This is a genomic window from Ruegeria sp. D7, from assembly GCF_056534355.1.
On sequence record NZ_JBQFPG010000003.1, the window covers coordinates 84,160 to 109,714 of the forward strand.

Consider the following 25,555-nt stretch of genomic DNA (forward strand, 5'->3'; position numbering starts at 1 on the left):
ACGGAGGCACGTCATGCCCAACCACCTTTTTACGCTTCCGGACATCCCAAGCATCCCGGTGCAGGGGGAACAGGCGACCTATCCGATCGGGCGGATTTTTTGCGTCGGCCGCAACTATGCCGCCCACGCTGCCGAGATGGGGCATGAGGTGGATCGTCAGGCGCCGTTTTACTTCACCAAATCCGCGCCCAACGCGGTTTTGACCGGAGCGCATGTGCCGTATCCGGCAGGCACCGAGGATTATCATCACGAAATGGAACTGGCCGTTGCAATCGGCAAACCGGTTTTTCGGGCCACAGCCGCTGAGGCCCGCAACGCGATTTTTGGCTATGGCTGTGCGCTGGACATGACGCGCCGCGACCTGCAGATCCGCGAGCGCAACAAGCAGCGCCCCTGGGATCTGGGCAAGGATGTGGAAAACGGCGCGGTCTTCGCTCCGCTGACCCGCGCCGATGACTGGAGCCCATCTGATGACAAGCGCATCTATCTGAGCGTCAATGAGCGGGTCGCACAAGACGCCACATTGTCTGAGCTGGTCTGGAAGATCGATGAACTGATCTCCCATCTATCGGGTTTCTACCATTTGCGCCCCGGCGATCTGATCCTGACCGGCACACCCGCCGGGGTCGGGCCTGTGGTCGCCGGAGACCGAATTGAAGGTGGCATCGATGGTTTGGCTCCTGCTCACCTGACCCTGACGGCCTCCGACTAAACCGTCCGGCCTGATCCCTGAGAATCTTGTGGCCCCATTGCCGCCCAAGCGCCAGCGGCGCGTCGGTGCCAAAGGTCAAAAGGTGCGCGCGTCAGTCGCGGTTTTCAAGCAATGCGATCGGTGCATCCGGGGCGCGGTAGAAATCCAGTGGAGCCTTGTCCGTCGCCACAGTGTTACGCTTGAACTCATAGCGCATCTCACCCACCGCTTCTTCATCTGCCATGATCAGGCACTGATACATGTGATTGGCACCGTCATAGATATCGACGAGCCCACGCAGGCGCGGCGTGGTTTCGGCCTCGACGGTGAAACCATCCTTCCACAATGTCAAAATTTTGAAGCTATTGTCGCCAACCTCCACCCGCAAACGGCTGGATTTCTTGAGGGTAGCGATTCGGGCCGCATCCAATTCGGCGCGAATTTCCTTGGAAACATAGGTACTCATAATAAACTTCCCCCCTTAACACTCATTAGTCTGACGCGATTCCTGTAAAAATCCAGTGAACGGCGTCACATAAGTTTTGGCATTGCGGTTCTGGTGCCCAGACACCGCACCCCACCTGTGCGCGCATGCAGGCCTGATGCGCGCCCGGTGAAATAGGATCGTGGCGCAAGACGGCCTATCTTTGACCCAATCGCAATGCGAAAGGAATAACGATGGGCCTGCTTGTCGACGGCGAATGGCATGACACCTGGTATGACACCAAATCCACAGGCGGGGCGTTCAAACGCTCGGCCGCACAGTTTCGCAACTGGATCACCGCCGATGGCGCGCCCGGCCCCTCGGGGCGCGGCGGGTTCGAGGCGGAATCGGGGCGCTATCACCTTTATGTCTCGCACGCCTGCCCTTGGGCGCACCGCACACTGATCTTTCGTGAGTTGAAAGGGCTGAGCGACCACATCTCGGTCTCGGTCGTGCATCCGGATATGCTGGATAAAGGTTGGACCTTTGAGACCGACGACCATGGCGCGACCGGCGACAAACTGTTCGGATCAGAATTTGCCCATCAAATCTACACCCGTGCCGACCCTCACTATTCGGGCCGCGTTACGGTTCCGATCCTGTGGGACAAAGTTGAGAAAACGATCGTGTCGAACGAAAGCTCGGAAATCATCCGCATGTTCAACTCGGCTTTCAACGGGATCACCGGCAACACAGACGACTACTGGCCCGAGGCAATGCGGGACGAGATCGAAGAGGTCAACGCGCGCATCTATTCCGATGTCAATAACGGGGTCTACAAATCCGGCTTTGCCACCTCGCAAGAAGCTTATGACGCCGCGGTTGGCCCTCTGTTCGACACGCTGGACTGGCTTGAGGATCGTCTGGCCCGGAACCGCTATCTTATGGGTGACCGCGTGACTGAGGCCGACTGGCGCCTGTTCACCACATTGATCCGGTTCGACCCGGTTTATCATTTACATTTCAAGTGCAACAAGCGTCGGTTGGTGGACTACCCGAACCTCTGGGCCTTTACGCGGGAGCTATATCAATGGCCCGGCGTGGCGCAGACAGTGAACATGAACCACATCGTGCGCCACTATCACTACAGCCATGACAGCATCAATCCGCACCGAATTATTCCGGTGAATCCAACGTTGGACTATTCAGAACCCCATGGGCGGGATCAGCGCCCCGCCGCGTAGTGTTCGACCATGGCCGCCAGATCCTCGGGCGGGGTCGAGCTTTGGACATAGGCGCAGGCATTGGCGCTATGGGCAAAGATTGATCCGTCCGAGAAGAATGTGGTGTTGGTGACGAAGATCACTCGCGCCTCGGGCCTGCGATAGCTTGCGAAATCGGCAACCGCCAAGGCGCTGCCGGTTTCCAGAACCAGATCCAGCACGATGATATCGAATGCGGTACCATACAGTGCCAGGATCGCGGCCTCTTGCGTTTCGACCAGCGTGACTTCGGCCTCCTGCCTTTGCAGATGCCGCTGCCAGACCCGACCTAGATCGGGGTTACTCTCAACAATCAGTACTTTCATTTGCAACAACCTCGGCACGTGATATGGGTGAGTGGTGCCGACCCCTGTTGTCCGTGATCACGCGATTTCCTTAACAAAGTGTTAACAAGGCCCGCACAGCGCCGTGATCGGGCGGATTCGCTTGTAAGAACGGCAAAAATCCGCTTGAAGCATGAGAAATAGGCGATTCCGGCTGGGGCAGATGGTTGGACAGGATGACAGATTGAACCCTTGGGCTGCGCGCGATCATGGCGGAGGGCTGGATGGCGCGATGACGCGGTTTGGGGGCACGCGCGCAGACTGGATCGATCTGTCCACGGGGATCAATCCGCATGCTTATGAGGTCTCGGGCCTGCAGCCTCCGGACTGGATGGAACTGCCGGATCATGGCGCGTTCGAACGCCTCTCGGACGCGGCGCGGGTGTTTTGGAACGTGCCTGATGGGGCCGAGATTCTGCCATCGCCTGGTGCCTCTGCGGTGATTGCCCGAGTGCCCGCGCTGACCAAAGCCGGCCGCGTGCAGATCACGATGCCCACTTATAACGAACATGCCGCTGCATTCACCGCTCAGGGTTGGACGGTGCACGAGAGCGGCCCGGCTCAGGCACGTGTCATCGTACACCCCAACAATCCCGATGGGCGCATCTGGCAGGACGCGGATGCCGACGCGCCGCTGACGGTGATCGATGAAAGCTTCTGCGACGTAACGCCCGAAGCCTCGCTGATTCATCTGGCCCAGCGGCCCGGCATCGTGGTGCTGAAGAGCTTTGGCAAATTTTGGGGGTTGGCCGGGTTGCGACTGGGTTTTGCAATCGGCCATCCCGATCTTATTGCACGGTTGAATGACCTGACGGGACCATGGGCCGTAGCCGGCCCGGCGCTGCGGATCGGCGCGCAAGCGTTGCACGATGTAAAATGGGCTGATGAAACGCGCATGCGTCTGGCAAATGAAGCAACACGGTTGGATCAGCTTTTAGCGGCCAAAGGTGCGCGGCTGATTGGCGGCACCAGCCTGTTCCGCCTCTACGACGTTGATGACGCGACCGCCTGGCAAGACCGATTGGCGCGGGCGCATATCTGGAGCCGTATTTTCCCCTATTCCCGGACCTACCTGCGCCTTGGATTACCGCCAGCAGATGGTTGGGCCCGGTTGGAAGCAGCGCTGTGAGCACCGCGTTCCTATTGGTCTGCGCTATGTGTCTGGACGCAGCATTGGGTGAGCCGGATTGGCTGTGGTCGCGGATTCGCCACCCTGCCGTACTGATTGGCAACGCGATTGGCTGGCTGGACAACCGGCTGAACCATGGGGCGTATCGCCGCCTCAAAGGGGTTGCGACGGTGCTCATCCTGGTTGCGGTGGCACTCATCCTTGGCCGGTTGCTGGAGCTGCTTGGTCCGATCGTCGAGATCGTGGTCTGCGCCATCCTTCTGGCCCAGAAATCCCTGATCACCCATGTTCGCGCAGTTGGCGAAGGCCTGTTGACCTCGCTTGCCGAAGGGCGCGCGCAGGTCGCCATGATTGTCTCGCGCGATACGCGAGATATGACCGAGGCGCAGGTGGCGCGCTCGGCCATCGAAAGCGCCGCCGAAAACTTGAGCGACGGGGTGATTGCCCCAGCCTTCTGGTTTCTGGTCGCAGGTCTGCCGGGGCTTCTGGTTTACAAGGTCGTCAACACCGCCGACAGTATGATCGGTTATCGCAACGACAAATACCGCGCCTTCGGCTGGGCAGCAGCGCGGCTGGATGATTTGCTGAACCTTGTCCCGGCACGCCTGACCTTTGTAATGATCGTGGCACTGTCCAGCCAATGGTCGCGCTGGGGAGAGATGGTTGAGGATGCACGCCGCCATATCTCACCCAACGCAGGCTGGCCCGAGGCCGCGATGTCACGTGCGCTTGATATCGCGCTGGCAGGACCGCGCAGCTATGACGGGCAGATGCGGGATCTCGCCTGGGTGAACGGGAATGCGCGGCAGAATATCGACGCGGCGGAGGTTTTTCGCGCATCAGACATGCTCTGGCAGGTATGGGGGCTTGCGCTTGGGCTCGTGTCGGTGTGGGTTGGGTTCAACTTCATATTCTGACGGATCAGACCCATGCGTTTCCTTTCCGGCCTTATTGCCGCCGCCCTCTTCGCCTCGCCCGCGCTTGCCCAATGCGGCGGCGGGTTCAATACCTTCGTCAAAGGGCTGAAAGCCGAAGCCATTCAGCAGGGTTACGACAAATCCACCGTCAACAGCTTTTTCAAGGGCGTGCAGCAGGACGGAGCCGTTCTGAAAGCCGACCGCGCGCAGGGCGTATTCCAGAAACCATTCATCGACTTCTCGCGGCGCCTGATTTCACAGAACCGGATCGACCGGGGCAAGGCCATGTCGGGCAAATACGACGCGGTGTTTGACCGGATTGAGCAGGAATACGGCATTTCGCGGGGTGTGCTACTGGCATTTTGGGCGTTCGAGACCGACTACGGGTCCTTTCAGGGCGATTTCAACACTCGCAACGCGCTGGTGACGCTGGCCCACGACTGCCGCCGCCCCGAGTTGTTCCGCCCGCAGATTTTCGCCGCGATCGAGCTGTACAGCCAGGGCAATTTTGACCCCGCCCGCACCACCGGGGCTTGGGCCGGTGAAATCGGCATGGTCCAGATGCTGCCCCGCGACATTCTGGAAAACGGCGTGGATGGGGACGGAGACGGCAAGGTTTCGCTAAAAACCTCGGCGCCGGATGCACTGATGTCCGGGGCCAAGATGCTGTCGCATCTGGGTTGGCAACCGGGTCAGCCATGGTTGCAAGAGGTCACCGTGCCCGCGCAGATGGACTGGTCTCTCTCTGGCCCCGGCAAGCCCCGCTCGGTGTCCGAATGGCAGGCGATGGGCGTGCAGGCGCGCAGTGGGTCGTTGGCAAATCTGCCTGCCTCGCTGATCCTGCCACAAGGGCACAAGGGCCCCGCCTTTCTGGCTTACCCGAATTTCGACGTCTATTTCGAATGGAACCAGAGCTTCGTTTACGTCCTGACCGCCGCCTATTTCGGCACACGGCTGGAAGGCGCGCAGATCTACGACGCAGGCAACCCCGCGCCGGGGCTGACGGGCGCACAGATGAAGCAGTTGCAGAGCAAGCTACAGGCACGGGGTTATGATGTAGGCAAGATCGACGGCATCCTTGGGGCCGGAACCCGTGCGGCTGTGCAGGCTGAACAATTGCGTCTGGTTTTGCCAGCGGATGCGTGGCCAACGACACAGCTGCTGAACCAGCTATAAGGGTCAGCGCCTAGGCGACCTTTGCTGGTTCACGCTTCACTGACGGATCAAACGCATGGATAGATACCAGCGAGCCTTCTGTGACGATGGCGGTATTGGGCTGTACTTCAACCCAGCCGTCACTGTCTGCATCAAGCGGTTCGGACGATATCACTATCCCGTCTTCTGAGGTTCGGTAATGCAGACTGGGTGCATAACGGTCAGACGCATAACGCGCCGCAAATACACGCCTGCCATCTGACCAGCACGCAGCAAACCGCATATAAGGCGACGATCCGCATTGTCGGGACAGCGCTTCCACCCGCCCCACGGCCCGTGCCATTGCGTCGATCGGATTTGAATCCAGACCTTCGCCATGAGCAATCAAAAAGATCGCTTCACTTTCTGTCGCACCCATTCGGTGCCCGTATAAATGTGCCGGGATCATAGCATCAAGCTGCTGCCGGATTTGGTCATGCCCTCCAGCCTGGCCATTGTGCATGAAGCTCCATTTGCCAACTCCAAAGGGGTGACAGTTGTTGCGCGAGGTCGCAGTGCCTGTCGACGCTCTTACATGGGCCAAAAACAGTCGTGATCGTGTGTGATGAGCCAGTTGTTTGAGATTTGCATCGGACCATGCGGGATGAGTGTCCTTGTAGAAACAAGGCGTTTCGCGATCAGAATACCAGGCCAGTCCAAACCCATCGGCATTGATTGGTGTCTTCCCGATCAACGCGTTGCGGCTTTGGATGACAAGCGATTGCTCTTGCTCCTGGATCAATTCATCCAGATATCGCTGCTCCCCAACCCAAGCCAAAAAACGGCACATTTGGCATCCCCATCAGTTTTTCGATCCAGGGCATTCTACAACTTGATTTGACGATGATTATCCCGTTTTCTTCCGTTTTTACTCAAAGGCTCTATCAAATTTACCAACTGATCGGGAAAAACAGATCAATTACTCGCTCTGACCGGATAGCGATCGCCTTTCTCGTCGATCAGGATCAACCGCTCACCACTGCGGACATATAGGTCGCATCGGCTGAACCCATTGCGATACGCGATGCAAACACTGCCGTCCCCGGCGATGGAATAGGTGCCAAAGGCGGATTCTCCGCTGGCATAGGTATAAGAATAGGCCCCTCCAGCCGAGTATTTGGACTGGCCGTCGTCGTAGAAAGTGAGAGTACGACCGGCCAAAGCCTCCAATTCTTCTGGCGTCAAGGGGACGTCACCGGGTTTCGTGGGCCATTCGGCAGCCCAGAGGGGGTTGGCCGCGAGCAATGCGAGGGTGAAATATCGGATCATGATGCTAGCCTACCCTCATACACGGGCGATGGCTCATAACGTTGCAGTGATCGATCAAGCGACCATCTGCTCGGCCTTTTTCAGATCGACCGAAACCAGTTGGCTGACACCCTGTTCCTGCATCGTCACACCGAACAGCCGATCCATCCGCGCCATGGTCACCGCGTGGTGGGTGATGATCAGGAAACGCGTATCAGTCTGGCGGCACATCTCGTCCAGCAAGTCGCAGAAGCGGGTGACGTTGGCATCGTCCAGCGGGGCGTCGACCTCGTCCAGCACACAGATCGGGGCGGGGTTGGCAAGGAACACGCCAAAGATCAACGCCGTCGCGGTCAGGGTCTGTTCGCCGCCCGAAAGCAGGCTGAGAGTCGAGAGCTTTTTGCCCGGCGGCTGGCACATGATCTCAAGGCCCGCATCCAGCGGATCGTCGCTTTCGACCATGACCAGATTGGCCTCACCGCCACCAAACAGGTGCTTGAACAGCATGGCGAAGTTGGAATTCACCTGCTCGAACGCGGTCAGCAGGCGTTCGCGACCCTCGCGGTTGAGGCTGGCGATGCCGCTGCGCAGGGCCTTGATCGCCTCTTCCAGATCGGCCTTTTCGCCGTTCAGCGTGTCGAATTCTTCCTGAACTTCTTTGCTGTCCTCTTCAGCCCGTAGGTTCACTGCGCCCATGGCGTCGCGCTGACGCTTGTGGCGGTTCACTTCGGCTTCAAGTGCGTCGGCGGCGGGCATCTGGTCAGGGTTCACGTCCAGTTGGTTCAGCAGCTGGTTCGGCGTCAGTTGCTGATCCTCGGCAATGCGTTCTGCTGCGGCGACTACGCTTTCCTTGGCGGCGTCGCAACGCGCCTCAGCCGCCGCGCGGCTTTCGCGCGCCTCCGAGGCCAGACGTTCGGCTTCGCGCTCGGCAAGAACCACCTCGCGCTGCTGGGTCTCGGCCTCGGCCAACTTGTCGGCGGCTTCGGCGCGCCGAGCCTCAGCGGTTTCGATCAGCTCGTTCAGTTCTTCCCGTGCCTCGGCGATTTCGCTGGGGGCCGCCATCGCCTCGGTCAGTTCTTCTTCCGAGCTTTCCTTGCGTTCGGCCAGTTCCGATATCCGCTTTTCCGCCGTTTCCAGACGATGCCGCCAACCGCTGAGGTCCTTAGTCACCTCCTGCGTGCGCCGGGTGCGCGCCTCGCCCTCGCGGCGCAATTCATCATGCGTTGAGCGGTGGGTCAGCATGGTGATCCGCGCCGCCTCGACCGTCTGCTTGATGTCCTCGACCTGCGCGCGGGCGCTGTCGAGATCGCCCAGGCCAGTCAACGCGCCTTCAGCCTCACGCAGTTGTGCACGGGCGGACATGGCGTCTTCCTTATGACGGTCGACCGCGAGTGTCAGTGTTTCCAGCTTGCCCTGCGCCAGATTTCGATCCGCCTCAGCCCGGCTGAGCATCCGCGCGGTTTCCGCCATGCGCTGATCCGCGGCACGGCGGGCCTCGCGGGCGCGGCGGTCGGCTTCGGTGACGTCGGCCAGTTGCTGCGACAGCGCTTCATGCGCGGCGCGCGCGCCGTCGGCTTGTGCCTCGGTGCGTGTCAGTTCCTGTTTCAGCGCTTCCAGCTTGTTGAGCTGTTCCAGTCGCAGGGCGGCAGCGCTTGGTGCATCCTCGGCCCAGGCGCGGAATCCGTCCCAGCGCCACAAATCTCCCGAGCGTGAGACCAAGCGTTGACCCGGTTTCAACGACGCCTGCAGGCGCGCGCCCTGATCCGCATCGACCAGACCGATCTGCGCAATACGGCGACTTAGGCGGTCGGGGCCGGACACATGCAACGCCAGCGGCTCGGCCCCGTCGGGCAAGGGCTGGTCGCTGTCATAGCCCGCTACCTGCACCCAACCTGAAGGTCCGTCGCCCTCGACCAACGGTGCACGCAGGTCATCCGCCAGCGCAGCCCCCAATGCCTTTTCAAAGCCCGTTGCCACCCGCAGCATGTCGAGCACTTGCCCACCCTCAGCCGTGTCGCGTTCGACCAGCTTGGCCAGCGCGGTGGTCTCGGCCCTTATCGCGCCCAGTTCACCCTCGGCCTCGGAGCGTTTGGCGCGGGCTTCCGCCTCACGCGCCTGCGTATCGTTGCGCAGCTCGTCGGCGGCAGCCAGTGCTTCTTCCGCTGCCTCAGCAGCTTCGCGGGCTTCTTCCTCACCCTCCTGCGCGGTCTCGAACGCCTCGCTGGCGCGGGAAAGGGCATTGCGCGCCTCGTCCACGGCGGCGCGGGCCTTTTCTTCTTCGCCCTCGGAACGAGCCAGTGTCTTGCGGCTATCTTCAACCAGTCGTTGCGCCGATTGGTGGCGGGCCACCAGACGGGCCATGTCTTCGGTTTCCTGCGACAGGTGATCTTCGCGATCCTGCAACACCGACGCGGCCTCGCGCGCAACTTCTGCAGCTTCAGCGACCTTTTCGTCATAGCCATCGGCGGCTTTGGCAAGCTCGCGGGCCTCCCATTCGAGCCGTTCGATCATCTCACCCGCGTCCCGGTTCAGACCGGATTCGCGTTCGATGTCGTTGCCCAATTGCTGGATACGGTTGGTCAGAGTCTCAATCGTCTGGCGTGCGCGGGTTTCCTGATCCGACAGCTGATCGCGCTGCACCTGCTGGCGCTGCAGGACGGCGGCAGCGATGGCCTCTTCCTCACGCAAGGGCGGTAGGGTTTCCTCGATCTCGGCGCGTTTGGCGGCGGATTCACGGGCGGATGCCTCGGCGCGAGAGGCTTCGGTGATCCGGTCGCGTAGCTTTTCCTCGGCCGCCTGACGGGCCATGTCGGCCTCTTTCCAACGGCGATATAGCAGCATCCCTTCGGCCTGACGCAACAGCTCGCCGATCTCGCGATACCGCGCCGCCTGCCGGGCCTGACGGGCGAGTTGTGCCAACTGCCCGCCCAATTGTTCCAGCACGTCATCCACGCGGGTCAGGTTGGCCTCGGTGCCTTTCAGTTTCAGTTCTGCCTCGTGGCGGCGTTGATAAAGCCCGGAGATGCCGGCGGCCTCTTCCAGAATGCGACGTCGTGCGCGGGGTTTGGCGTTGATCAGTTCGGCAATGCGGTTTTGCCCCACCAGCGCAGGCGAATGCGCACCGGTCGAGGCGTCCGCGAACAGCATTTGAACGTCGCGGGCGCGCACGTCCTTGCCGTTGGTCTTGTAGGCACTGCCCACATCGCGGGTGATGCGGCGGACAATTTCCAACTGGTCGCTGTCGTTGAAGCCGGATGGCGCCAAACGTTCCGAGTTGTCCATCGTCAGGACCACCTCGGCAAAGTTGCGCGCAGGCCGAGTGGCAGCGCCCGCAAAGATCACATCCTCCATCGCGCCACCGCGCATGGATTTGGGACGGTTTTCACCCATCACCCAGCGCAACGCTTCCAGCAGATTGGACTTGCCGCAGCCATTCGGACCAACCACTCCGGTCAGCCCGTCCGCGATGATCAGATCGGTCGGGTCCACGAAGCTTTTGAAGCCGGTCAGTTTGAGTTTGCTAAAGCGCAATGGCTGCTCTTGGTATGATTCCTATGGGTAAGAAGTCTGCGCAACGGATGGGGGAGGTGTCAACGTGATTGCGCAGGATATGGGAGATTGGACCAAGTTATCCACAACATCTTGGCAAAACTACGCGGAGTCTCGCGTATCTCAGTAAGGCGAGCATTCAAAGACCTGATATCCGTAGTCTTCGTAATATCCGTAATCAACGCATTCATAGGGACGGCGAAGGAGTGCGCCGAAAATCAGTTTTTCCCCCAGTTCCTGGTCGCAGCCCAGCACGCCCACAGTGACGGCCGCATCGCCAAGAACGTCCAGAAGCGGACAGCCCGAGACCTGCGCCATGGCCAGCGCGGCCCGGTCACGGATCGGACCCAGACGCGGCGCGTATTGCGGGTTCACGCGGACGGCCTCGGCCAGTTCATTGCGGACGCGGACGTCGAAGATACTGCCATTCACCGCGACGCGCGTTGCGGGCAAGTCGCGAAAATAGGGTGTACCACCCGAGCAAGCGGCGAGGCAAAGGAAAGCGAGCACGCGGATCATGCTGCTTTATTAGCGACAATATGGTTAATGAAACCTTTCCCCGGTTCAGGCGCGCAACACTTCTCCTAACCGGCGTATACCCTCGCGGATCGTGTCCTCATCCGAGTTGGAGAAACTCAGTCGAATGGTATTCGACCCGGTGTCGTAGGGATAGAAGGCCTGACCGGGGACAAAGGCCAACTTGACCGTTTCCAGCGCCCTCGCCAGCAGGTCGGCGCCGTTCATTCCCTTGGGCAGAGTGACCCAAATGAACATGCCGCCCTCGGATCGGGTCCAGTCGACGCCATTGGGCATGTGCTCTTTGAGCGCCTCAAGCATCGCATCGCGGCGCGCGGCATAGGTCTGGCGCAGTATGGGGACATGAGTGTCAAAGCGATCCCGTGCCACCTGATACACCGCCATCTGGTTGATCGTAGAAGAATGCAGATCAGCCGCCTGTTTCAGCAGCACCAATTGCGAGATCACCGGTTTTGCTGCAACCACCCAACCCAGCCGCAACCCCGGTGAAAGAGTTTTCGAGAAGCTGCCGCAATAGATCGTCCGGCAGTTCTCGATCGATCCCTTGCGCGCCTGTTCTAACGCGATGATCGGAGGGATCGGATCGCCGTCATAGCGCAGCGCCTGATAGGCTCCGTCCTCGATCACTGCGCAATCCAATTCATCTGTCAGATCGAGCAGCGCCTCCCTGCCCCGCAGATCGACCGTCTCACCAGTCGGATTTGCAAAATCGGCGGAGAGATAAGCGAATTTGATCGGGCTGTTGCCGGCGGCGGCCTGGTATTCGGCAGCCCCACGATTGCCATTGATGCTAAGCTGGTCAAAGCGCGGCTCATAAGCGTCAAACGCATTGAGCGCGCCCAGATATGTGGGCCACCCAACCAACGCAGTATCACCCGGTGACAAGAACAACTTACCCAAGTAATCCAGCGCTTGCTGCGAGCCTGAGGTGATCAGGATGTTGTCGATGCCGCACGTAACGCCGATCCCACGCATATGGTCGGCCAGCCATTCACGCAGCGGGGCATAGCCCTCGCTGACCGAATATTGCAGCGCCTGCGCCTGTTGATCTGGGCTAAGCGCATTTTGAAACGCTTCGGCGAAAGCCTCTGCTGGAAACAAAGCGGGGTCGGGAATACCGCCTGCGAAGGAAATGATACCGGGCTCGCCCAGCAGTTTCAGCAATTCGCGGATTTCGGAAGCCTTCATCCGAGCGGTTCGGGTGGCGTAGAGCTGATCCATCGTAGGGGGCCTCCTCCGCCCTTGGGTCGCAGATTAGGCAATGCGCCCCTTATGTCAATAATTCTGACCTAATGCTTCAACCTCTGTGAGCGACTTGAACGCCCCTTACAAACGTGGTCAAGTGATTTGACCAATTCCAAGTGGTAGCCAGATGCCTTTTCAAAAAGTTCAAACCGAAAAACTGTCACTGGCTGTTGTGCGCCAGATCGAACTGCTGATCCTGCGCGGCATTCTGCGCCCCGGAGAACGCCTGCCCTCAGAACGGGAGCTGGCCGAGCGGATGGGCGTGTCGCGCCCGTCGCTGCGCGAGGCAATCTCGGACCTCCAGGAGCAGGGATTGCTGACTGCCAAGGCCGGATCGGGCATCTATGTGGCCGAGGTTCTGGGCTCGGCCTTCGCGCCAGCTTTGATCCGGTTGTTCGGCAATCACGACGAGGCAGTGTTCGACTATCTCTCATTCCGGCGTGACATGGAGGGTCTAGCGGCTGAGCGTGCCGCCCGCATGGGCTCGGGCAGCGATCTGAAGGTGGTGCAGACCATACTGGACAAGATGGAAGACGCCCACGCCCGCAATGCAGCCGAAGAAGAGGCGCATCTGGACGCCCAGTTCCATATGGCGATCATCGAGGCCAGTCATAACGTGGTGATGCTGCATATGATGCGGTCGATGTTCGATCTGCTGCGGCAGGGCGTATTCTACAACCGACAGATCATGTTCCAGCAACGCACCACCCGCGACGCAATTCTGGACCAGCACCGCGCCATCAACACAGCCCTGCAGGACCGCGACCCGAAAGGGGCACGGAAGGCGGTCGAGGATCATCTGAACTTTGTCAAAAGCTGCATGGCCGATCAGCAGAAGGCCCTGCGCAATGAAGAGATCGCGCAACAGCGTTTGAAGCACGAGACTGGAGAGGTCTGATCCTTCAAACTGGAAGCCACGAAAAGAAAAAACCCGAGAGCCTGAAGCCCTCGGGTTTTTCAAATCATATGATCCAGGCGATCAGTGTAGCTTTTCACCCACATCCGCGATGGATGCATCGATCAGCTTGTTCGCCTGCGTTGCGGTCATCTGTTTGGCCAGCACGGCGTTGGCTGCCGAAACCGCTACGGTGATGGCCTGATCGCGGACTTCCTTGACGGCAGATGCCTCAGCCGATGCAATCTGATCCTGCGCAGCGGCCAAACGGCGCGCAATGGATTTTTCCAGATCCACCTTGGCCTGTTCTGCCGCCAAAGCCGCATCTTCTTTGGCCGCGGCAACGATAGCATCGGCCTGACCCTGAACTTCGCGCTGCTTGCGCTCGTACGAGGCCAACAGGCTGCGTGCTTCTTCATGCAGGGCGCGGGCTTCGTCCAGCTCGGCTTGAATACCTTCGGCGCGATTGTCCAGCGCACCACCAATCATACCGGGGACCTTGAAGTAGAACAGGACCGCGATAAAGACGATGAAGCCCAGAGTGACGACAAAGTCAGTGTTGGCAAGCGAGAAGAACGGGCCGCTTGCGGCCAGCGCGGGGCTGGCGGCACCAACGGTCAGGATAAGGGCAAGAGTGTTCCGCATGTCACTTATCCTTTCGTCTGCGCATCTACTGCACTGTTGATGGCTTTGGCATCCGCCTCGCCGCCCAGTGCTGTGACCAGTTCAGCCGCCGTATCCTTGGCAACCACTTGAATGCTTTCCAGCGCACCTGCACGGATTTCGGCAATTGCCTTTTCCGATTCAGCCGCCTTTGCAGCGATTTCCGCATCCGCCTTGGCAATCGCGTCATCCAGACCGGCCTGGATTTCGGCGCGGGCTTCCGCTGCGATACGCTGAGCCTCAGAACGGGCATCGGCCAGCGCTTTGTTATAGGCCTCTTCGGCCTCGACCGCTTTGGCCTTCAGATCTTCGGCCGCAGCCAGGTCATTTGTAATGGTCCCCTGGCGTTCAGCCAGGATTGCCGCGATGCGGGGCAGAGCCACGCGGGACAGGACCAGAAAGATGACGACCAGCGTGATGACCAGCCAGAAAATCTGGTTGGGGAACCAATCGAAGCAGAGCTGCGGCATCCCGACGGCGTAGCCGCTGGAATCAACGCATGTGCCTACTACTTCTTCAGCAATGGGTTCAGTCGCCATGATGTCCTCCGTCGGAACGTTGTCTTTACAACAGATGGGCCGCTATGGCTTGGGCCCACCTGCGCGTAAGGATCAGGTTCCGCAGATTATACGGCGAACATCAGCAGCAGCGAGACCAGGAATGCGAAGATGCCCAGCGCTTCTGCGAACGCGATACCGATGAACAGGGTTGCGGTCTGCGAAGCAGCCGCCGAAGGGTTGCGCAGGGCGCCGGCCAGGAAGTTGCCTGCAACGTTGCCCACCCCGATTGCGGCTGCGCCGGAACCGATTGCTGCCAGGCCTGCGCCGATGTGTGCGAGATCGCCTTCCATGAGAATTCTCCTTACGATTTGGAAGTTTCGATGTTGGGGGTTCGGACCTTAGTGCGACGGATGCAGCGCATCTTTCAGATACACACAGGTCAGAATGGTGAAGACGTAGGCCTGAATAAAGGACACGAGGACCTCAAGGCCATACATTGCGGTGATCGCCAGAACCGACACGGGCGAGATCACGGCAATCGCGGCAAAGCCTGCGAACACCTTGATAACCGCGTGGCCTGCCATGACGTTACCGGCAAGACGAATGGAGTGGCTGACCGGGCGCACGAAGTACGAGATCAGCTCAATAATCGCCAGAACAGGGCGCAGCGCCAGCGGCGCGCTGGAGACCCAGAACAAGCCCAGGAACGCAGCGCCGTTCTTGACGAAACCCAAAACGGTCACGGTCAGGAACACGGCCAGCGCCAGCGGGATGGTCACGGCGAAATGCGATGTGGTGGTGAAGGACATGGGCAACATGCCCAGGAAGTTCGCGCAGACGATGAACATGAACAGGGTCATGACATAGGGGAAGTACTTGACGCCTTCCTTGCCGCAGATGTCTTCCAGCATCTTGTAGATGAAACCATAGGCCAGCTCGGCCACCGACTGCATCCGCGTCGGAACAATGGCGCGCTTGGACGTGCTGAGAACCAGCAGGGCAAAGATCGCCGCAATCGCCAGGAACAGCCACAGGGTCACGTTGGTGGGCGTGTACCAGGCAATCGCACCGTCGCCGAACAACGGCTTGACGATAAACTGGTCCATTGGATGGAAAGCCAGGCTGCTGCCTTTTTCTGCGGTGGTCTCGGTTGCCACGTTCAGTCCCTCTCGTCCTTCTCGGTCGCGCTTGCGGCCGCTTGTTTCTCTTGAACCTCTTTCGCGCTGCGGAGCATAACCTTCACGCCCGCGACAAGGCCCAGCAATGTGAACAGCACCAGAAAGATCGGGATCGTCCCGAGCAGGCTGTCCAGCCCGTATCCGATGCCAAATCCGATCCCCAGACCGGAAACCATTTCGATGACCATCCTCCAGGCAAGCTCGCCTCCGGATACGTCAGCATCCGCACGAGGTTTCGGCGCTTTGGCCTTTTTCGCCGCTTCGATCTTGGCCTCCAGCTGCGCCATACGCTGCTTTTGGTCATCTTCGGTCACGGGCGTTTCCCTCGCACAGTCTTGGGTAGGGTGCTAAGGGGCTGAGGGCGCAGAGTCAACGGCAATGAAGCCGCAGCATGAACGGCGATAAGTATATGATTTTTATATTAAAATCACAGACCGCGTGAAACCTGCCGATGGCGTATAGTTCGCTGACCGGGCGGATAAGCCTGAATCCGCATATTCAACCAAATGGTTGACCAAACTCACAGGCTATGGTTCAGCGGAACCATGTCCAACGACCTCGACACTGTCTTCGCAGCCCTCGCCGATCCCACCCGCCGCGCCATCTTAGCGATGCTGCTGGAAGATGACATGGCCGTCACCGACGTGGCCGAACCGTTCGAAATGTCGCTGGCCGCGATTTCAAAGCATCTGGTGATCCTGACCAAAGCAGGTCTGATTTCTCAGGAAAAACGCGGACGGGTGAAGTGGTGCAAACTTGAACCCGACGCGCTTCGTGCGGCCTCGGTTTGGATGCAGGGGTTCGGACAGTTCGAACCGGTCAATCTGGATGCGTTCGAGCGGTTTCTTGAAGTTGAACTGCCCCCGGATGAGGCCTAACGCACAACTAAGACCGACATGCTGGCGTGTTTGGCCAGATATCCCGCGTGGCTGGACAGGATATAGTCTGTGATCCGGGGTGCGTGGGTTCCCACAACAATCAGATCGGCCCCCATTTCCTCTGCTGCGTGGGTCAGGTCCTTGTCGATCTCGACCGCGACATCAACCGAATGAATGTTGCGTGTGTCCACCTGCGCCCCGCTTTGCATCGCGATTTCATTGGCGCAGGTCAGCAATTCTTGTTTGATCGCGTCTGTTGTCAGGTGGCTATCCCCAGGCTGCGGGCCGGTGACGCTGACGATGGTCACTTTTGCGCCCTGCCATTTGGCCAATTGCGCCGCAACCTCGGTGGCTTTCTTGACCTCGGGCGGCAAGTGCAGGTCGACCGGGACCATGATGTGTTTGAACATATTGGCGTCCTCCTGATCCTGAGATATGTCGAACCGGGCAGTTCGCCAGTCTGACCCGTCGGGACGATCCAAACGGCAGGCTCAGCCCTCGCGGCTATATTCCACCCCGGTCACAACCCCCGTTGGGTCGGCACGACAGAGCCACGGAGCCTCGGCCCCTGCCACGAATACGCTGGTGACCGAGCCTGTCGGGCTGGACTGGGTAGACATCGCTTTGACACCATCAGGCCCTGTGCCGGTTTCGGCGCCCACCAGAGCTTCGCAGCTGGCTTGCAGGTCCGCCTCTGCAGCGTCTTTCGCGCTACCGGGGGCACAGGCGGACAGCGCCAGCAATGCGGGAATAAGTGACAGTGTTTTCATGGCCCAGCTCCTTGGTGGTGACAGACAGGCTGCCACATCAGGTAGAAATCACAAGCTTCAATTCGAGCGCACCGGAGTATTTGCAGGCGCGTCTTCTCCTTTCAGCAGCAACAACAGCGCAACAGCGGTGAGCCCGGCACCAACCAACACCAACGCTGTCGGCGCTGGTCGTCCCAAAGCGATTTCCCACAGGATCACCCAGCTGGGTGTCAGGTAAGTGTAGGCCATGACCTTTGCCGCGGGCAAACGCAGGGCTGCAAACTGAACCAGTACAAAACTGGCGGCGGTCGCAAACAACGAGATGTAAAGCAGCGTCACCCAGACAATCCCGGGAAGGTTGCCCCAATCTACTGCACGGATATCGGACCAGCCCCAGACCGTCAGGATCAAACACCCCGCAACCAACGTACCGAAGGTGAACACCACCGCAGGCTCGCCCCGGTTCAATCGCCGTATCATCGGCGTATAGACGGCGTGCGCGGCGCAACCCCAGAAATAGATGATCTCGCCGCCTCCGATCTCGAAGACCTGAAAGGCTTGCCAATCCGCTCTAAAGATCACCCACAGCGCACCGACTGCACCGACCGTCAGGGCCAGCGCCATGCGTGGGGTGGTGATCTGGCGCAGCAGCGCCCACCCGGCCAGCGCCGACATGACCGGGGTCAGCGTAAAGACCGCTGCCGCGCTGACCGGGGGAGCGGTTTTCAATCCGTAGAACATCAGGACAAAGTAGGCTCCGAACAATCCGCCAAGAACCAGATAGCGCCATGGTGCCCGAGCCGCGCTGCGCGGAATGCCCGTTGTGGCAATCGCAGCGATGCCGATCACAACCGCCGCAATCGCAAAGCGCGCTGCCGTGATCGCCGACGGTGCGATCTCATTTGCCGCCATTGAGCCAAGCGAGAAACTGCCCGCCACCAAAGCCGAGAATGTCAGCATGGCCAGATGGCCGCGCGCCTGCGGTGTCACGGCAGCCAGCCCTTGGATTGATCTTTCAGGAAGGATAGGAAAGCCTGCACCTTAGTGGTCCGGTGCAGATCCACATGCGTCACCAGCCACAGCTTGCCAGACCACTCGGGCAACGGTGCCATCACCTCGACCAGATCGGGATCGCGCGCGGCCTCCCAACGGGCCATAAAGCCGATGCCTGCACCGGCCAGAACAGCCTCTCGCATACAGAAATTATTGGTGCAGCGGAAAGTGATCGCCTGCTCCGGCGCGTTGGCACGCAGCCAGCGGGAAAACGGCGCGCGGCTGCTTTCATCATCATTGCCCACGAAGTAGTGATTGGCGAAATCTGCAACGTTTGCGGGTTTGCCGTGGCGCGCGAGATAGGCCTTGCTGGCGAATAGTCCGACCTCTTGTGGAATGAACGGCTGCACCACATTGTCCGGTTGATCCGGCGCGGCCCCGGCGCGGATCGCCACATGCGCCTCGCCATATTCCAACCGGAACAGGCGGTCGCCGGTCAGATAGCGCACAATCAATCCCGGGTGGGTCTGCTGGAACTCGGTCAGCGTCGGTACGATGAGCGGGGCCAGTGAGGCCAGTGAGGTGACCACGATCTCGCCCGAGACATCGTCTCCGCGCCCCTTCATGCGACCAACCAACTGGTTGAATTGATCTTCGGTTGCCTGCGCGACCCGCAACAAGTCCTCACCCGCTTCGGTTGGTGTGTACCCACGCGCGTGACGCTGGAATAGTTTGACGCCCAACCGTGCCTCGATCGCATCGATATGGCGGATCACGGTGGCGTGGTGCACACCCAGCACATCCGCCGCGCCGCTGACCGTTCCCATGCGCGCCACCTGATAGGCGGTTCTCACTTCATCCCAATTGTCCATTGCATCTGATCCAATGTGCAAATTCTAACAATGCTTGTTGATATATCCGAGTTTTGTTCATGCACGCAACAGCCATATTGGGGCAACAGAAGCTAATTCCGCAACAAAGGACGCCCAGAAATGACCAAAACCATCCTGCATATCGACGCCTCGGCCCGCCGCACTGGATCTGCCACCCGCGATCTGTCCGACCGCGTGGTTCGCCACCTGAACGCCAGCCGCATCATCCGCCGCGATCTGGCCACCCCCCTGCCCCTGCTGACCGAAGACTGGATCGGCGCCAATTTCACCCCCGCCGACCAGCGTGACGCGGTACAGAAAGACCTGCTGGCCCTGTCGGACGAATTGGTGTCCGAGTTACAAAAGGCCGACACGATCGTCATCGGCCTGCCGATCTACAACTTCTCGGTCCCGGCGGCGTTCAAGGCCTGGATTGATCTGGTCGCCCGTGCCGGTCTGACATTTTCCTATTCCGAAGAAGGACCGAAAGGTCTGCTGGAAGGCAAACGCGCCATCCTTGCTGTTGCATCGGGCGGTACGGCGGTGGGCTCCGAAATCGACTTTGCCACCACCTATGCGCGCCATGTTCTGGGCTTCATCGGCATCCATGATGTCGAGGTCATCGCCGCAGATCGCATGGCACTGGACCCCGAAACAACCCTGTCCAATGCGCAGAAAGCTGTCACCGAACTGGCGGCCTGATTGACCTGACCCCCTTGAACCGTCCAGTCTGCGCCGAGGCAAATCGGCAGACTGGGCGTTTCACATGAAAAAGATTGGAATATTGGGCGGTGTTGGCTGGGCCTCAACTGTCGACTACTACCGGGCGATCGCTGAAGGCGCGGGTCGGTATTTTGCTGAGCGCGGCCACGGATCGCCGCTGCCCATCCCACCCATGACCATCGAATCCGTCACCCAAGCCAAAACCCGCGCCTTGCGCGGCGTGGCCGGTCACGAAGACAGCTGGGCCGCTTTCGACGCGGTGTTCCGCGAAGCGCTGCTGATTTTGGAACACTCAGGCTGCGATTTCGGCATCATCGCCTCCAATACGCCACACGCGCGGCTTCACGCGATCCGCGAAGGCGTCTCCATGCCTATTCTCAGCATTTTTGACGCAACCGCCGACGCGACCGCCTTGACCGGCGCCACCAATGCTTTGGTCCTTGGAACCGCAGTCACCATGCAGGCCACAAACTATGCCGACCGGCTGGCCGCCGAGGGTATCACGGCAAACACACGCCTGCCCGAGCCCGAGATCGCCGAGATGCAGGCGATGATCGACAGTGATTTCTACGGCGGCGCATCCGACACAGCACATGCGCGCCTGCTGGCCTTCTGCAACAAACACGCCACACCCGGAACCGCGATCTTGCTGGCCTGTACCGAGTTGCCTCTGGCCTTCCCCGATCATCTGGACGATCCGGTGTTCGAGGCGGACGGTCACCTGTTCGTCAACCCCTCTGCCGCCCATGTCGCTGCCGCATTGAACGAAGCGCTTGAGGGGTGATCACGGCAGCCAGTTTATCTCGCACCCGATCTTATCAAAGAACACCATCAGGTCTTCGCGCGACAAAACGACGGTTCGGTCGTTGACCAAAGGGTGCATGTTGATGACATCGGCCTGTTGCGCGGCGGCGTCCATAAAGAACTTAACGTTGTTCTCAACGCCGTTGATCATCGCCAGCGGACTGACCGCGCCAGGGCGGATGCCGAGGTTCTGGAACAGCCGATCCGCCGAGCCGAAGGACAGGTTGCCAACCCCCAACTCCGCGCCCAGCGCCTTGAGGTCGATCTCGCGGCTCTGTTCCAGCGTCACCAGATAGTTCCGCTTTTTCTTGTCGCGCAGATACAGGTTCTTAAGCCGCAGTGTGTTTTCACCCGGCACCATGAACTGGCACTCCACCCCTTTGGCATCCTCAACGGTGCGCAGCGGGATATGAGTATGCAACCGATAGGGCAGCCCCCATTCATCCAACTGCGCCAAAAGCGCATCCGAGCTGAGCGGCAACGTATCCTGAAAGACAGATGATGCGTCCATGGGAACCTCCTCGTATGGCGCGCTCATCGCCCAACCGACAGGTAAATTCAAGCCACGACAGGCGCGGCATTCGGTGCTAGCGTGCCGCCATGAAAGTCACGCGTAACACTCCGAGCCAACTGATCCTGTCCAATACGCCATGGTTCATCGGCATCACGCTGGTTTTCTTCATTCTGGCATTTGTCGGCGCGGGCGTCTTCTTGGCCAGTGAAGGTGGCGAGGGTATCTTGTTCGGCATTTTCTTCGCACTATTCGGCGGAGGCATGGGTTTTGGTGCATTTTGCGCCTTCGTCCGCCGCGTGCAGGTCATACTGGATCGTAACAAAAACAGCATCCTGATCCGCAGACAGTCCGTATTTGGATATGATGCGGTGGAACATGAGCTGTCGAACCTCTCGCACGCGGAAACCGAAAGCACGACCTCACGTAGTGACAATGGCACATCGACCCTCTATCGCCCTGTCCTAATACTGGATGAGGGCATGAGCGCCGGACGGCATCCCATTGTCGAGGCTTATTCCAGCGGGCGCGGCGCGCATCGGCTGGTTGATGCGATCAATGACTGGCTTCCGGCGCGCAAGGTTGACTCTGCCAGCCAATCGGCCTAAGTCGCTACCAACATCCGGAAGCGCTTGATCTTCCGGTCCCTTGAGTCGTTCAGGGATCGCCCCCCACCAGCGAGTTTCGCCCGTGGGGGCGTTTGTGCATTTAACCGACGCGTCCTATCTAGGGCACGCCACCAGATAACCGGCTAAGGAGGCCGAAGGCATGTTTGAAAATCTATCCGAACGCCTTTCCGGCGTCTTTGACCGGCTGACCAAACAGGGTGCCCTGTCTGAAGAAGACGTGAAAACCGCCCTGCGCGAAGTCCGCGTTGCCCTGCTTGAGGCTGACGTCTCGCTGCCGGTGGCGCGCGAGTTCGTCAAGAAAGTACAGGAACAGGCGACCGGTCAAGCTGTCACCAAATCGATCACGCCCGGCCAGCAGGTCGTCAAGATCGTGCACGACGCGTTGGTTGATACACTGCGTGGCGAAGAAGACCCCGGCGCGCTGAAGATCGACAACCCGCCTGCCCCGATCCTGATGGTCGGCCTGCAGGGTTCCGGTAAGACAACCACCACCGGTAAGCTGGCGAAACGCCTGAAAGAGAAAGAGGGCAAGAAGGTCCTGATGGCCTCGCTCGACGTCTATCGCCCAGCGGCGATGGATCAGCTTGCGGTTCTGGGCACGCAGGTTGGTGTAGATACGCTGCCGATCGTACCCGGTCAGACGCCGGTTGATATCGCCAAGCGCGCCAAGCAACAGGCAACGCTGGGCGGCTATGACGTCTATATGCTCGACACCGCGGGCCGTCTGCATATCGACGAAGTCCTGATGGACGAGGTCGAGCAGGTTCGTAACGTGGTCGACCCGCGCGAGACGCTGCTGGTGGTCGACGGCCTGACCGGTCAGGTCGCTGTTGAAGTGGCCGAAGAGTTTGATGCCAAGGTCGGCATCTCGGGCGTGGTCCTGACCCGTATGGACGGTGACGGGCGCGGCGGTGCGGCGCTGTCGATGCGCGCGGTCACCGGCAAGCCGATCCGCTTTGTTGGTCTGGGCGAGAAGATGGACGCGCTCGAAACCTTCGAGCCGGACCGGATCGCCGGTCGTATTCTGGGCATGGGCGACATCGTCGCTCTGGTCGAAAAAGCCCAGGAAACGATGGAGATGGAACAGACCGAGCGCATGATGAAGCGCATGGTCAAAGGTCAGTTCAACATGAACGACCTGAAAATGCAGCTAGAGCAGATGATCCAGATGGGCGGCATGCAGGGCATGATGGGCATGATGCCGGGCATGAACAAGATGGCCAAGCAGATGGATCAGGCCGGTCTGGACGATAAAATCCTGCGCCAGCAAATCGCGCTGATCCAGTCGATGACCAAACGCGAACGCGCCAACCCGCAACTGCTGCAAGCCAGCCGCAAAAAACGCATCGCCGCCGGTTCGGGTATGGAGGTCAGCGATCTCAACAAGCTGCTCAAGATGCACCGGCAGATGTCCGACATGATGAAAAAGATGGGCAAAATGGGCAAAGGCAAGATGCTGAAACAGGCCATGAAAGGCATGTTCGGCAAAGGTGGCCCAAGCCCCGAGGAAATGGCTGCGGGCATGGACCCCAAGGCGCTGGAACAAGCCGCCAAAGCGATGGGCGGTAAGATGCCCGGCGGTCTGCCCGGACTGGGTGGCGGCATGGGCCTGCCCCCGGGGTTGAGCGGTTTTGGAAAGAAAAAGTGACGTCAGCACGCTGCACCCAGCCCCCGTCCGGAAAGGCGGCGATGGCAGCAGCGCAGTATCGCGCGGCCCTGCCGGTCATTGAGACCCGGCGGCTGGTTCTGCGTGCACCCACTCTGGACGACCTGCCGGTGTGGACATCGATCTGCAAGGACAGCTTTGGCGATACCGAGCGAGACGCCTGGACTGAGTTTTCCTACTACACATCAGGCTGGCTTTTGCATGGTCACGGCTTGTTCACCGTCACGTTTAAAGACGACGATCAGGTCATTGGCTTCGTCATTCTGGGCCTCGAATGGGACGATCACGAGCCCGAGCTTGGCTATATGTTCGATAGCAAGTTCCGCATGCAAGGTTACGCGACCGAAGCGTGCAGCGCCGTTCGCGATTTTGGGCTTGATCTGCTCGGATCCGGCCAGTTCGTAAGCTACGTTTCGCAATCCAACGCTCGTTCGAACGCATTGGCACAGCGTCTGGGTGCAACGCGCGACGCCGTTGCCGAAAGCGCCTTTAGTCCAACCCAGCATGTCTGGCGATACGGCGAGGTGCAGGCATGACACTTGCCATGGCCATACCAACGCTGGAAACCGAACGCCTGATCATGCGGGCCCCTTGCGAGGCCGATTTTGAGGCTGAGGCAGAGTTTTTTGCCAGCGACGCCTCGAAATTCGTCGGCGGCCCGAAACGCCCGGATGAGACATGGCGCGCTGTTGCGATGCTGTTAGGCCACTGGGCGATGCGGGGATATGGCTTCTGGGGTGTCGAGGAAAAAGACACGGGCACCTATGTAGGCCATGTTGGCTTGTGGAACCCTCACGGCTGGCCCGAGCCCGAAATTGGCTGGACCCTTATGAACCACGCCACCGGCAAGGGTTATGCGACCGAAGCGGCACTGGCTGCACGTGCACATGCCTACGACGTGCTGGGCTGGGAAACCGCAATCTCGCTGATCGATCCGGATAATCTGGGCAGCAAGGCTGTCGCGGAACGGCTGGGCGCGCAGTTTGAATATATGTTCGAACACCCGGCTTTCGGGGCGATGCAGGTCTGGCGTCATTCGGCGCCTGCCGATCTGGTAAACGGTGGCGTGGAGGCATACGCATGACCTCGTTCACTATACCCACCGTCGAAACCGATCGCCTGATCCTTCGCGCGCCGCATCTGGACGATCTTCCTGCGATGACCGCGTTCTACGCGACCGAGCGCAGCCATATGGTTGGTGGTCCCAAGGACGCGCTTGGAAGCTGGAGCTCTCTTTCGAACAGATTGGGTCATTGGGCGCTGCGCGGTTATGGTCTGTGGCATTTGACTGAAAAGGCCAGCGGCGCATTCGTGGGATGGGCAGGCATGATCTACGTACCCGGCTGGGCCGAGCCCGAGCTGGGCTGGACGCTGATGGCAGAGGCCGAAGGCAAAGGTCTGGGCTTTGAGGCCGCCGCGGCTGCACGCGACTATGCAGCGCGGCATCAGGAGCTGAACGGTGTGATTTCCTACATCGCCCATGCCAATGATCGCTCGCGCGCGCTGGCCGAACGGCTGGGCGCAACGCTGGAGATTGAGAGAGCCGAGCTTTTGGGCAAGCACGCTCAGATCTGGCGTCATCCGCAGATTGATTTGACCACCGAAAGGACCGGCCAATGAACAACCCCGTGACACAGGCTGCTGCGCTGTTGAAAGACCATCGAGAAAGCATCGACCGGCTGGATGCGATCCTGGTCTATACGCTGGGCGAGCGGTTCAAGCACACGCAGGCCGTTGGCAAGCTCAAGGCCGCACACGACCTTCCCCCGTCCGATCCGTCGCGCGAGGCTGCGCAGATCGCACGGTTAGAAGACCTGGCGAAAGAGGCCGATCTGGACCCCGATTTCGCCAAGGCTTTTCTGAATTTTATCATTCAGGAAGTCATCCGACACCACAAGAAACACCAGAACTAAGCCGGTCTAGCACCGGATACGCCATTCAAAGGAGATACCAC

At 59.8% G+C, this 25,555-nt stretch carries 32 protein-coding genes; 15 read left to right on the top strand and 17 right to left on the bottom strand.

Translation table 11 applies throughout. The annotated features are described in order from the left end of the window. Window positions 1-13 precede the first annotated feature (13 nt). Complete coding sequence (locus tag ACRZ9U_RS05390) at window positions 14-712, top strand: fumarylacetoacetate hydrolase family protein (protein WP_170402338.1); 699 nt, start codon at window positions 14-16, stop codon at window positions 710-712. A 91-nt stretch (window positions 713-803) separates the two neighbouring features. Here the strand turns inward: ACRZ9U_RS05390 and ACRZ9U_RS05395 are convergent, their stop codons facing one another. Then, window positions 804-1,157, bottom strand: coding sequence for a hypothetical protein (locus ACRZ9U_RS05395; RefSeq protein ID WP_170402340.1), 354 nt, complete (start codon window positions 1,155-1,157; stop codon window positions 804-806). Between the two features lie 212 nt (window positions 1,158-1,369). Between ACRZ9U_RS05395 and ACRZ9U_RS05400 the strand changes: the two genes are divergently transcribed. Further along, window positions 1,370-2,359, top strand: coding sequence for a glutathione S-transferase family protein (locus ACRZ9U_RS05400; RefSeq protein ID WP_170402342.1), 990 nt, complete (start codon window positions 1,370-1,372; stop codon window positions 2,357-2,359). On the opposite strand, the gene ACRZ9U_RS05405 is transcribed toward ACRZ9U_RS05400, so the two are convergent. Continuing rightward, on the bottom strand, window positions 2,341-2,703 hold the full coding sequence (locus ACRZ9U_RS05405; RefSeq protein ID WP_008756687.1) for a response regulator transcription factor: 363 nt from the start codon (window positions 2,701-2,703) through the stop codon (window positions 2,341-2,343). The two genes, ACRZ9U_RS05400 and ACRZ9U_RS05405, sit on opposite strands and share 19 nt — an antisense overlap. Window positions 2,704-2,884: 181 nt before the next feature. Between ACRZ9U_RS05405 and ACRZ9U_RS05410 the strand changes: the two genes are divergently transcribed. The 3 genes from ACRZ9U_RS05410 to ACRZ9U_RS05420 are packed head-to-tail and all read left to right on the top strand — an operon-like array spanning window position 2,885 to window position 5,943. Further along, window positions 2,885-3,850 (top strand): threonine-phosphate decarboxylase, encoded by a 966-nt coding sequence (locus ACRZ9U_RS05410; RefSeq protein ID WP_170402344.1) that lies wholly within the window; start codon window positions 2,885-2,887, stop codon window positions 3,848-3,850. After that, window positions 3,847-4,767 carry an adenosylcobinamide-phosphate synthase CbiB gene (cbiB, locus tag ACRZ9U_RS05415; protein ID WP_170402346.1) on the top strand — a complete coding sequence of 307 codons (921 nt, stop codon included), beginning with the start codon at window positions 3,847-3,849 and terminating at the stop codon, window positions 4,765-4,767. The genes ACRZ9U_RS05410 and cbiB overlap by 4 nt, the downstream gene beginning before the upstream one ends. A 12-nt stretch (window positions 4,768-4,779) precedes the next feature. Next, window positions 4,780-5,943 (top strand): lytic murein transglycosylase, encoded by a 1,164-nt coding sequence (locus ACRZ9U_RS05420; RefSeq protein WP_170402348.1) that lies wholly within the window; start codon window positions 4,780-4,782, stop codon window positions 5,941-5,943. Between the two features lie 10 nt (window positions 5,944-5,953). Here the strand turns inward: ACRZ9U_RS05420 and ACRZ9U_RS05425 are convergent, their stop codons facing one another. The 5 genes from ACRZ9U_RS05425 to ACRZ9U_RS05445 all read right to left on the bottom strand — a co-directional run bounded on the left by ACRZ9U_RS05425 (window position 5,954) and on the right by ACRZ9U_RS05445 (window position 12,516). Beyond that, complete coding sequence (locus tag ACRZ9U_RS05425) at window positions 5,954-6,751, bottom strand: class II glutamine amidotransferase (protein ID WP_170402350.1); 798 nt, start codon at window positions 6,749-6,751, stop codon at window positions 5,954-5,956. 125 nt (window positions 6,752-6,876) lie between these two features. Beyond that, complete coding sequence (locus ACRZ9U_RS05430) at window positions 6,877-7,230, bottom strand: hypothetical protein (RefSeq protein WP_170392640.1); 354 nt, start codon at window positions 7,228-7,230, stop codon at window positions 6,877-6,879. A gap of 54 nt (window positions 7,231-7,284) precedes the next feature. After that, on the bottom strand, window positions 7,285-10,740 hold the full coding sequence (locus ACRZ9U_RS05435) for a chromosome segregation SMC family protein (RefSeq protein WP_170402353.1): 3,456 nt from the start codon (window positions 10,738-10,740) through the stop codon (window positions 7,285-7,287). Between the two features lie 141 nt (window positions 10,741-10,881). Continuing rightward, window positions 10,882-11,277 (bottom strand): hypothetical protein, encoded by a 396-nt coding sequence (locus ACRZ9U_RS05440; protein WP_170392642.1) that lies wholly within the window; start codon window positions 11,275-11,277, stop codon window positions 10,882-10,884. 45 nt (window positions 11,278-11,322) lie between these two features. Continuing rightward, window positions 11,323-12,516, bottom strand: coding sequence for an aminotransferase-like domain-containing protein (locus tag ACRZ9U_RS05445; RefSeq protein ID WP_170402356.1), 1,194 nt, complete (start codon window positions 12,514-12,516; stop codon window positions 11,323-11,325). A 151-nt stretch (window positions 12,517-12,667) separates the two neighbouring features. On the opposite strand from ACRZ9U_RS05445, the gene ACRZ9U_RS05450 reads away from it, so the two are divergent. Further along, window positions 12,668-13,438: a FadR/GntR family transcriptional regulator gene (locus ACRZ9U_RS05450; protein WP_170392644.1), complete on the top strand. Its 771-nt coding sequence runs from the start codon at window positions 12,668-12,670 to the stop codon at window positions 13,436-13,438. 81 nt (window positions 13,439-13,519) lie between these two features. Here the strand turns inward: ACRZ9U_RS05450 and ACRZ9U_RS05455 are convergent, their stop codons facing one another. The 5 genes from ACRZ9U_RS05455 to ACRZ9U_RS05475 form a co-directional block, all read right to left on the bottom strand. Further along, entirely contained in the window at window positions 13,520-14,080 is a 561-nt protein-coding gene (locus ACRZ9U_RS05455; RefSeq protein ID WP_170402359.1) for a F0F1 ATP synthase subunit B, read from the bottom strand. Between the two features lie 5 nt (window positions 14,081-14,085). Then, the gene (locus ACRZ9U_RS05460) at window positions 14,086-14,637 is read right to left on the bottom strand and encodes a F0F1 ATP synthase subunit B' (protein ID WP_170402362.1); all 552 of its coding nucleotides are present in this window, start codon (window positions 14,635-14,637) and stop codon (window positions 14,086-14,088) included. An 86-nt stretch (window positions 14,638-14,723) separates the two neighbouring features. Beyond that, complete coding sequence (locus ACRZ9U_RS05465) at window positions 14,724-14,948, bottom strand: F0F1 ATP synthase subunit C (RefSeq protein ID WP_005981269.1); 225 nt, start codon at window positions 14,946-14,948, stop codon at window positions 14,724-14,726. 48 nt (window positions 14,949-14,996) lie between these two features. Beyond that, complete coding sequence (locus tag ACRZ9U_RS05470; RefSeq protein WP_170392647.1) at window positions 14,997-15,755, bottom strand: F0F1 ATP synthase subunit A; 759 nt, start codon at window positions 15,753-15,755, stop codon at window positions 14,997-14,999. Between the two features lie 2 nt (window positions 15,756-15,757). Then, complete coding sequence (locus ACRZ9U_RS05475; RefSeq protein WP_170392648.1) at window positions 15,758-16,090, bottom strand: AtpZ/AtpI family protein; 333 nt, start codon at window positions 16,088-16,090, stop codon at window positions 15,758-15,760. A gap of 231 nt (window positions 16,091-16,321) precedes the next feature. Between ACRZ9U_RS05475 and ACRZ9U_RS05480 the strand changes: the two genes are divergently transcribed. Continuing rightward, window positions 16,322-16,654, top strand: coding sequence for an ArsR/SmtB family transcription factor (locus ACRZ9U_RS05480; RefSeq protein WP_170392649.1), 333 nt, complete (start codon window positions 16,322-16,324; stop codon window positions 16,652-16,654). Here ACRZ9U_RS05480 and ACRZ9U_RS05485 read toward each other — a convergent pair. The 4 genes from ACRZ9U_RS05485 to ACRZ9U_RS05500 form a co-directional block, all read right to left on the bottom strand. Continuing rightward, window positions 16,651-17,064: a universal stress protein gene (locus tag ACRZ9U_RS05485; protein ID WP_170402365.1), complete on the bottom strand. Its 414-nt coding sequence runs from the start codon at window positions 17,062-17,064 to the stop codon at window positions 16,651-16,653. The genes ACRZ9U_RS05480 and ACRZ9U_RS05485 overlap by 4 nt on opposite strands. 81 nt (window positions 17,065-17,145) lie before the next feature. Continuing rightward, entirely contained in the window at window positions 17,146-17,424 is a 279-nt protein-coding gene (locus ACRZ9U_RS05490; RefSeq protein WP_170402368.1) for a hypothetical protein, read from the bottom strand. A gap of 57 nt (window positions 17,425-17,481) precedes the next feature. After that, entirely contained in the window at window positions 17,482-18,393 is a 912-nt protein-coding gene (locus ACRZ9U_RS05495; protein ID WP_170402371.1) for a DMT family transporter, read from the bottom strand. Next, on the bottom strand, window positions 18,390-19,268 hold the full coding sequence (locus tag ACRZ9U_RS05500; protein WP_170402374.1) for a LysR family transcriptional regulator: 879 nt from the start codon (window positions 19,266-19,268) through the stop codon (window positions 18,390-18,392). Before ACRZ9U_RS05500 ends, ACRZ9U_RS05495 begins: the two co-directional genes overlap by 4 nt. Window positions 19,269-19,388: 120 nt before the next feature. On the opposite strand from ACRZ9U_RS05500, the gene ACRZ9U_RS05505 reads away from it, so the two are divergent. After that, window positions 19,389-19,970 carry an NAD(P)H-dependent oxidoreductase gene (locus ACRZ9U_RS05505; RefSeq protein WP_170402377.1) on the top strand — a complete coding sequence of 194 codons (582 nt, stop codon included), beginning with the start codon at window positions 19,389-19,391 and terminating at the stop codon, window positions 19,968-19,970. Between the two features lie 64 nt (window positions 19,971-20,034). Beyond that, the gene (locus ACRZ9U_RS05510; protein WP_170402380.1) at window positions 20,035-20,775 is read left to right on the top strand and encodes an aspartate/glutamate racemase family protein; all 741 of its coding nucleotides are present in this window, start codon (window positions 20,035-20,037) and stop codon (window positions 20,773-20,775) included. On the opposite strand, the gene ACRZ9U_RS05515 is transcribed toward ACRZ9U_RS05510, so the two are convergent. Beyond that, window positions 20,776-21,306 (bottom strand): prolyl-tRNA synthetase associated domain-containing protein, encoded by a 531-nt coding sequence (locus ACRZ9U_RS05515; protein ID WP_170402384.1) that lies wholly within the window; start codon window positions 21,304-21,306, stop codon window positions 20,776-20,778. It abuts the gene before it with no gap. Window positions 21,307-21,395: 89 nt separating this feature from the next. Here ACRZ9U_RS05515 and ACRZ9U_RS05520 point away from each other — a divergent pair, with 89 nt between their 5' ends. The 6 genes from ACRZ9U_RS05520 to ACRZ9U_RS05545 all read left to right on the top strand — a co-directional run bounded on the left by ACRZ9U_RS05520 (window position 21,396) and on the right by ACRZ9U_RS05545 (window position 25,514). Further along, window positions 21,396-21,914 carry a hypothetical protein gene (locus ACRZ9U_RS05520; RefSeq protein ID WP_170402388.1) on the top strand — a complete coding sequence of 173 codons (519 nt, stop codon included), beginning with the start codon at window positions 21,396-21,398 and terminating at the stop codon, window positions 21,912-21,914. A gap of 160 nt (window positions 21,915-22,074) precedes the next feature. Then, window positions 22,075-23,583 (top strand): signal recognition particle protein, encoded by a 1,509-nt coding sequence (gene ffh, locus ACRZ9U_RS05525; protein WP_170402391.1) that lies wholly within the window; start codon window positions 22,075-22,077, stop codon window positions 23,581-23,583. Between the two features lie 41 nt (window positions 23,584-23,624). After that, window positions 23,625-24,137, top strand: coding sequence for a GNAT family N-acetyltransferase (locus tag ACRZ9U_RS05530; protein WP_170402394.1), 513 nt, complete (start codon window positions 23,625-23,627; stop codon window positions 24,135-24,137). After that, entirely contained in the window at window positions 24,134-24,685 is a 552-nt protein-coding gene (locus ACRZ9U_RS05535; RefSeq protein ID WP_170402397.1) for a GNAT family N-acetyltransferase, read from the top strand. The genes ACRZ9U_RS05530 and ACRZ9U_RS05535 overlap by 4 nt, the downstream gene beginning before the upstream one ends. Next, a complete protein-coding gene (locus ACRZ9U_RS05540; RefSeq protein ID WP_170402400.1) occupies window positions 24,682-25,221 on the top strand; it encodes a GNAT family N-acetyltransferase in 540 nt (179 codons plus the stop codon). Before ACRZ9U_RS05535 ends, ACRZ9U_RS05540 begins: the two co-directional genes overlap by 4 nt. Next, entirely contained in the window at window positions 25,218-25,514 is a 297-nt protein-coding gene (locus ACRZ9U_RS05545; protein ID WP_170392662.1) for a chorismate mutase, read from the top strand. The genes ACRZ9U_RS05540 and ACRZ9U_RS05545 overlap by 4 nt, the downstream gene beginning before the upstream one ends. The last annotated feature ends 41 nt before the right edge of the window (window positions 25,515-25,555 follow it).

Coding starts and splice junctions, on each gene's coding strand:
- ACRZ9U_RS05505 (WP_170402377.1), top strand. CDS start 19,389: ATGACCAAAACCATCCTGCATATCGACGCCTCGGCCCGCCGCACTGGA.
- ACRZ9U_RS05480 (WP_170392649.1), top strand. CDS start 16,322: ATGTCCAACGACCTCGACACTGTCTTCGCAGCCCTCGCCGATCCCACC.
- ffh (WP_170402391.1), top strand. CDS start 22,075: ATGTTTGAAAATCTATCCGAACGCCTTTCCGGCGTCTTTGACCGGCTG.
- ACRZ9U_RS05510 (WP_170402380.1), top strand. CDS start 20,035: ATGAAAAAGATTGGAATATTGGGCGGTGTTGGCTGGGCCTCAACTGTC.
- ACRZ9U_RS05405 (WP_008756687.1), bottom strand. CDS start 2,703: ATGAAAGTACTGATTGTTGAGAGTAACCCCGATCTAGGTCGGGTCTGG.
- ACRZ9U_RS05455 (WP_170402359.1), bottom strand. CDS start 14,080: ATGCGGAACACTCTTGCCCTTATCCTGACCGTTGGTGCCGCCAGCCCC.
- ACRZ9U_RS05485 (WP_170402365.1), bottom strand. CDS start 17,064: ATGTTCAAACACATCATGGTCCCGGTCGACCTGCACTTGCCGCCCGAG.
- ACRZ9U_RS05500 (WP_170402374.1), bottom strand. CDS start 19,268: ATGGACAATTGGGATGAAGTGAGAACCGCCTATCAGGTGGCGCGCATG.
- ACRZ9U_RS05535 (WP_170402397.1), top strand. CDS start 24,134: ATGACACTTGCCATGGCCATACCAACGCTGGAAACCGAACGCCTGATC.
- ACRZ9U_RS05450 (WP_170392644.1), top strand. CDS start 12,668: ATGCCTTTTCAAAAAGTTCAAACCGAAAAACTGTCACTGGCTGTTGTG.
- ACRZ9U_RS05490 (WP_170402368.1), bottom strand. CDS start 17,424: ATGAAAACACTGTCACTTATTCCCGCATTGCTGGCGCTGTCCGCCTGT.
- ACRZ9U_RS05540 (WP_170402400.1), top strand. CDS start 24,682: ATGACCTCGTTCACTATACCCACCGTCGAAACCGATCGCCTGATCCTT.
- ACRZ9U_RS05515 (WP_170402384.1), bottom strand. CDS start 21,306: ATGGACGCATCATCTGTCTTTCAGGATACGTTGCCGCTCAGCTCGGAT.
- ACRZ9U_RS05410 (WP_170402344.1), top strand. CDS start 2,885: ATGGTTGGACAGGATGACAGATTGAACCCTTGGGCTGCGCGCGATCAT.
- ACRZ9U_RS05430 (WP_170392640.1), bottom strand. CDS start 7,230: ATGATCCGATATTTCACCCTCGCATTGCTCGCGGCCAACCCCCTCTGG.
- ACRZ9U_RS05425 (WP_170402350.1), bottom strand. CDS start 6,751: ATGTGCCGTTTTTTGGCTTGGGTTGGGGAGCAGCGATATCTGGATGAA.
- ACRZ9U_RS05420 (WP_170402348.1), top strand. CDS start 4,780: ATGCGTTTCCTTTCCGGCCTTATTGCCGCCGCCCTCTTCGCCTCGCCC.
- ACRZ9U_RS05445 (WP_170402356.1), bottom strand. CDS start 12,516: ATGGATCAGCTCTACGCCACCCGAACCGCTCGGATGAAGGCTTCCGAA.
- ACRZ9U_RS05530 (WP_170402394.1), top strand. CDS start 23,625: ATGGCAGCAGCGCAGTATCGCGCGGCCCTGCCGGTCATTGAGACCCGG.
- ACRZ9U_RS05465 (WP_005981269.1), bottom strand. CDS start 14,948: ATGGAAGGCGATCTCGCACACATCGGCGCAGGCCTGGCAGCAATCGGT.
- ACRZ9U_RS05395 (WP_170402340.1), bottom strand. CDS start 1,157: ATGAGTACCTATGTTTCCAAGGAAATTCGCGCCGAATTGGATGCGGCC.
- ACRZ9U_RS05545 (WP_170392662.1), top strand. CDS start 25,218: ATGAACAACCCCGTGACACAGGCTGCTGCGCTGTTGAAAGACCATCGA.
- ACRZ9U_RS05460 (WP_170402362.1), bottom strand. CDS start 14,637: ATGGCGACTGAACCCATTGCTGAAGAAGTAGTAGGCACATGCGTTGAT.
- ACRZ9U_RS05390 (WP_170402338.1), top strand. CDS start 14: ATGCCCAACCACCTTTTTACGCTTCCGGACATCCCAAGCATCCCGGTG.
- ACRZ9U_RS05520 (WP_170402388.1), top strand. CDS start 21,396: ATGAAAGTCACGCGTAACACTCCGAGCCAACTGATCCTGTCCAATACG.
- ACRZ9U_RS05400 (WP_170402342.1), top strand. CDS start 1,370: ATGGGCCTGCTTGTCGACGGCGAATGGCATGACACCTGGTATGACACC.
- ACRZ9U_RS05440 (WP_170392642.1), bottom strand. CDS start 11,277: ATGATCCGCGTGCTCGCTTTCCTTTGCCTCGCCGCTTGCTCGGGTGGT.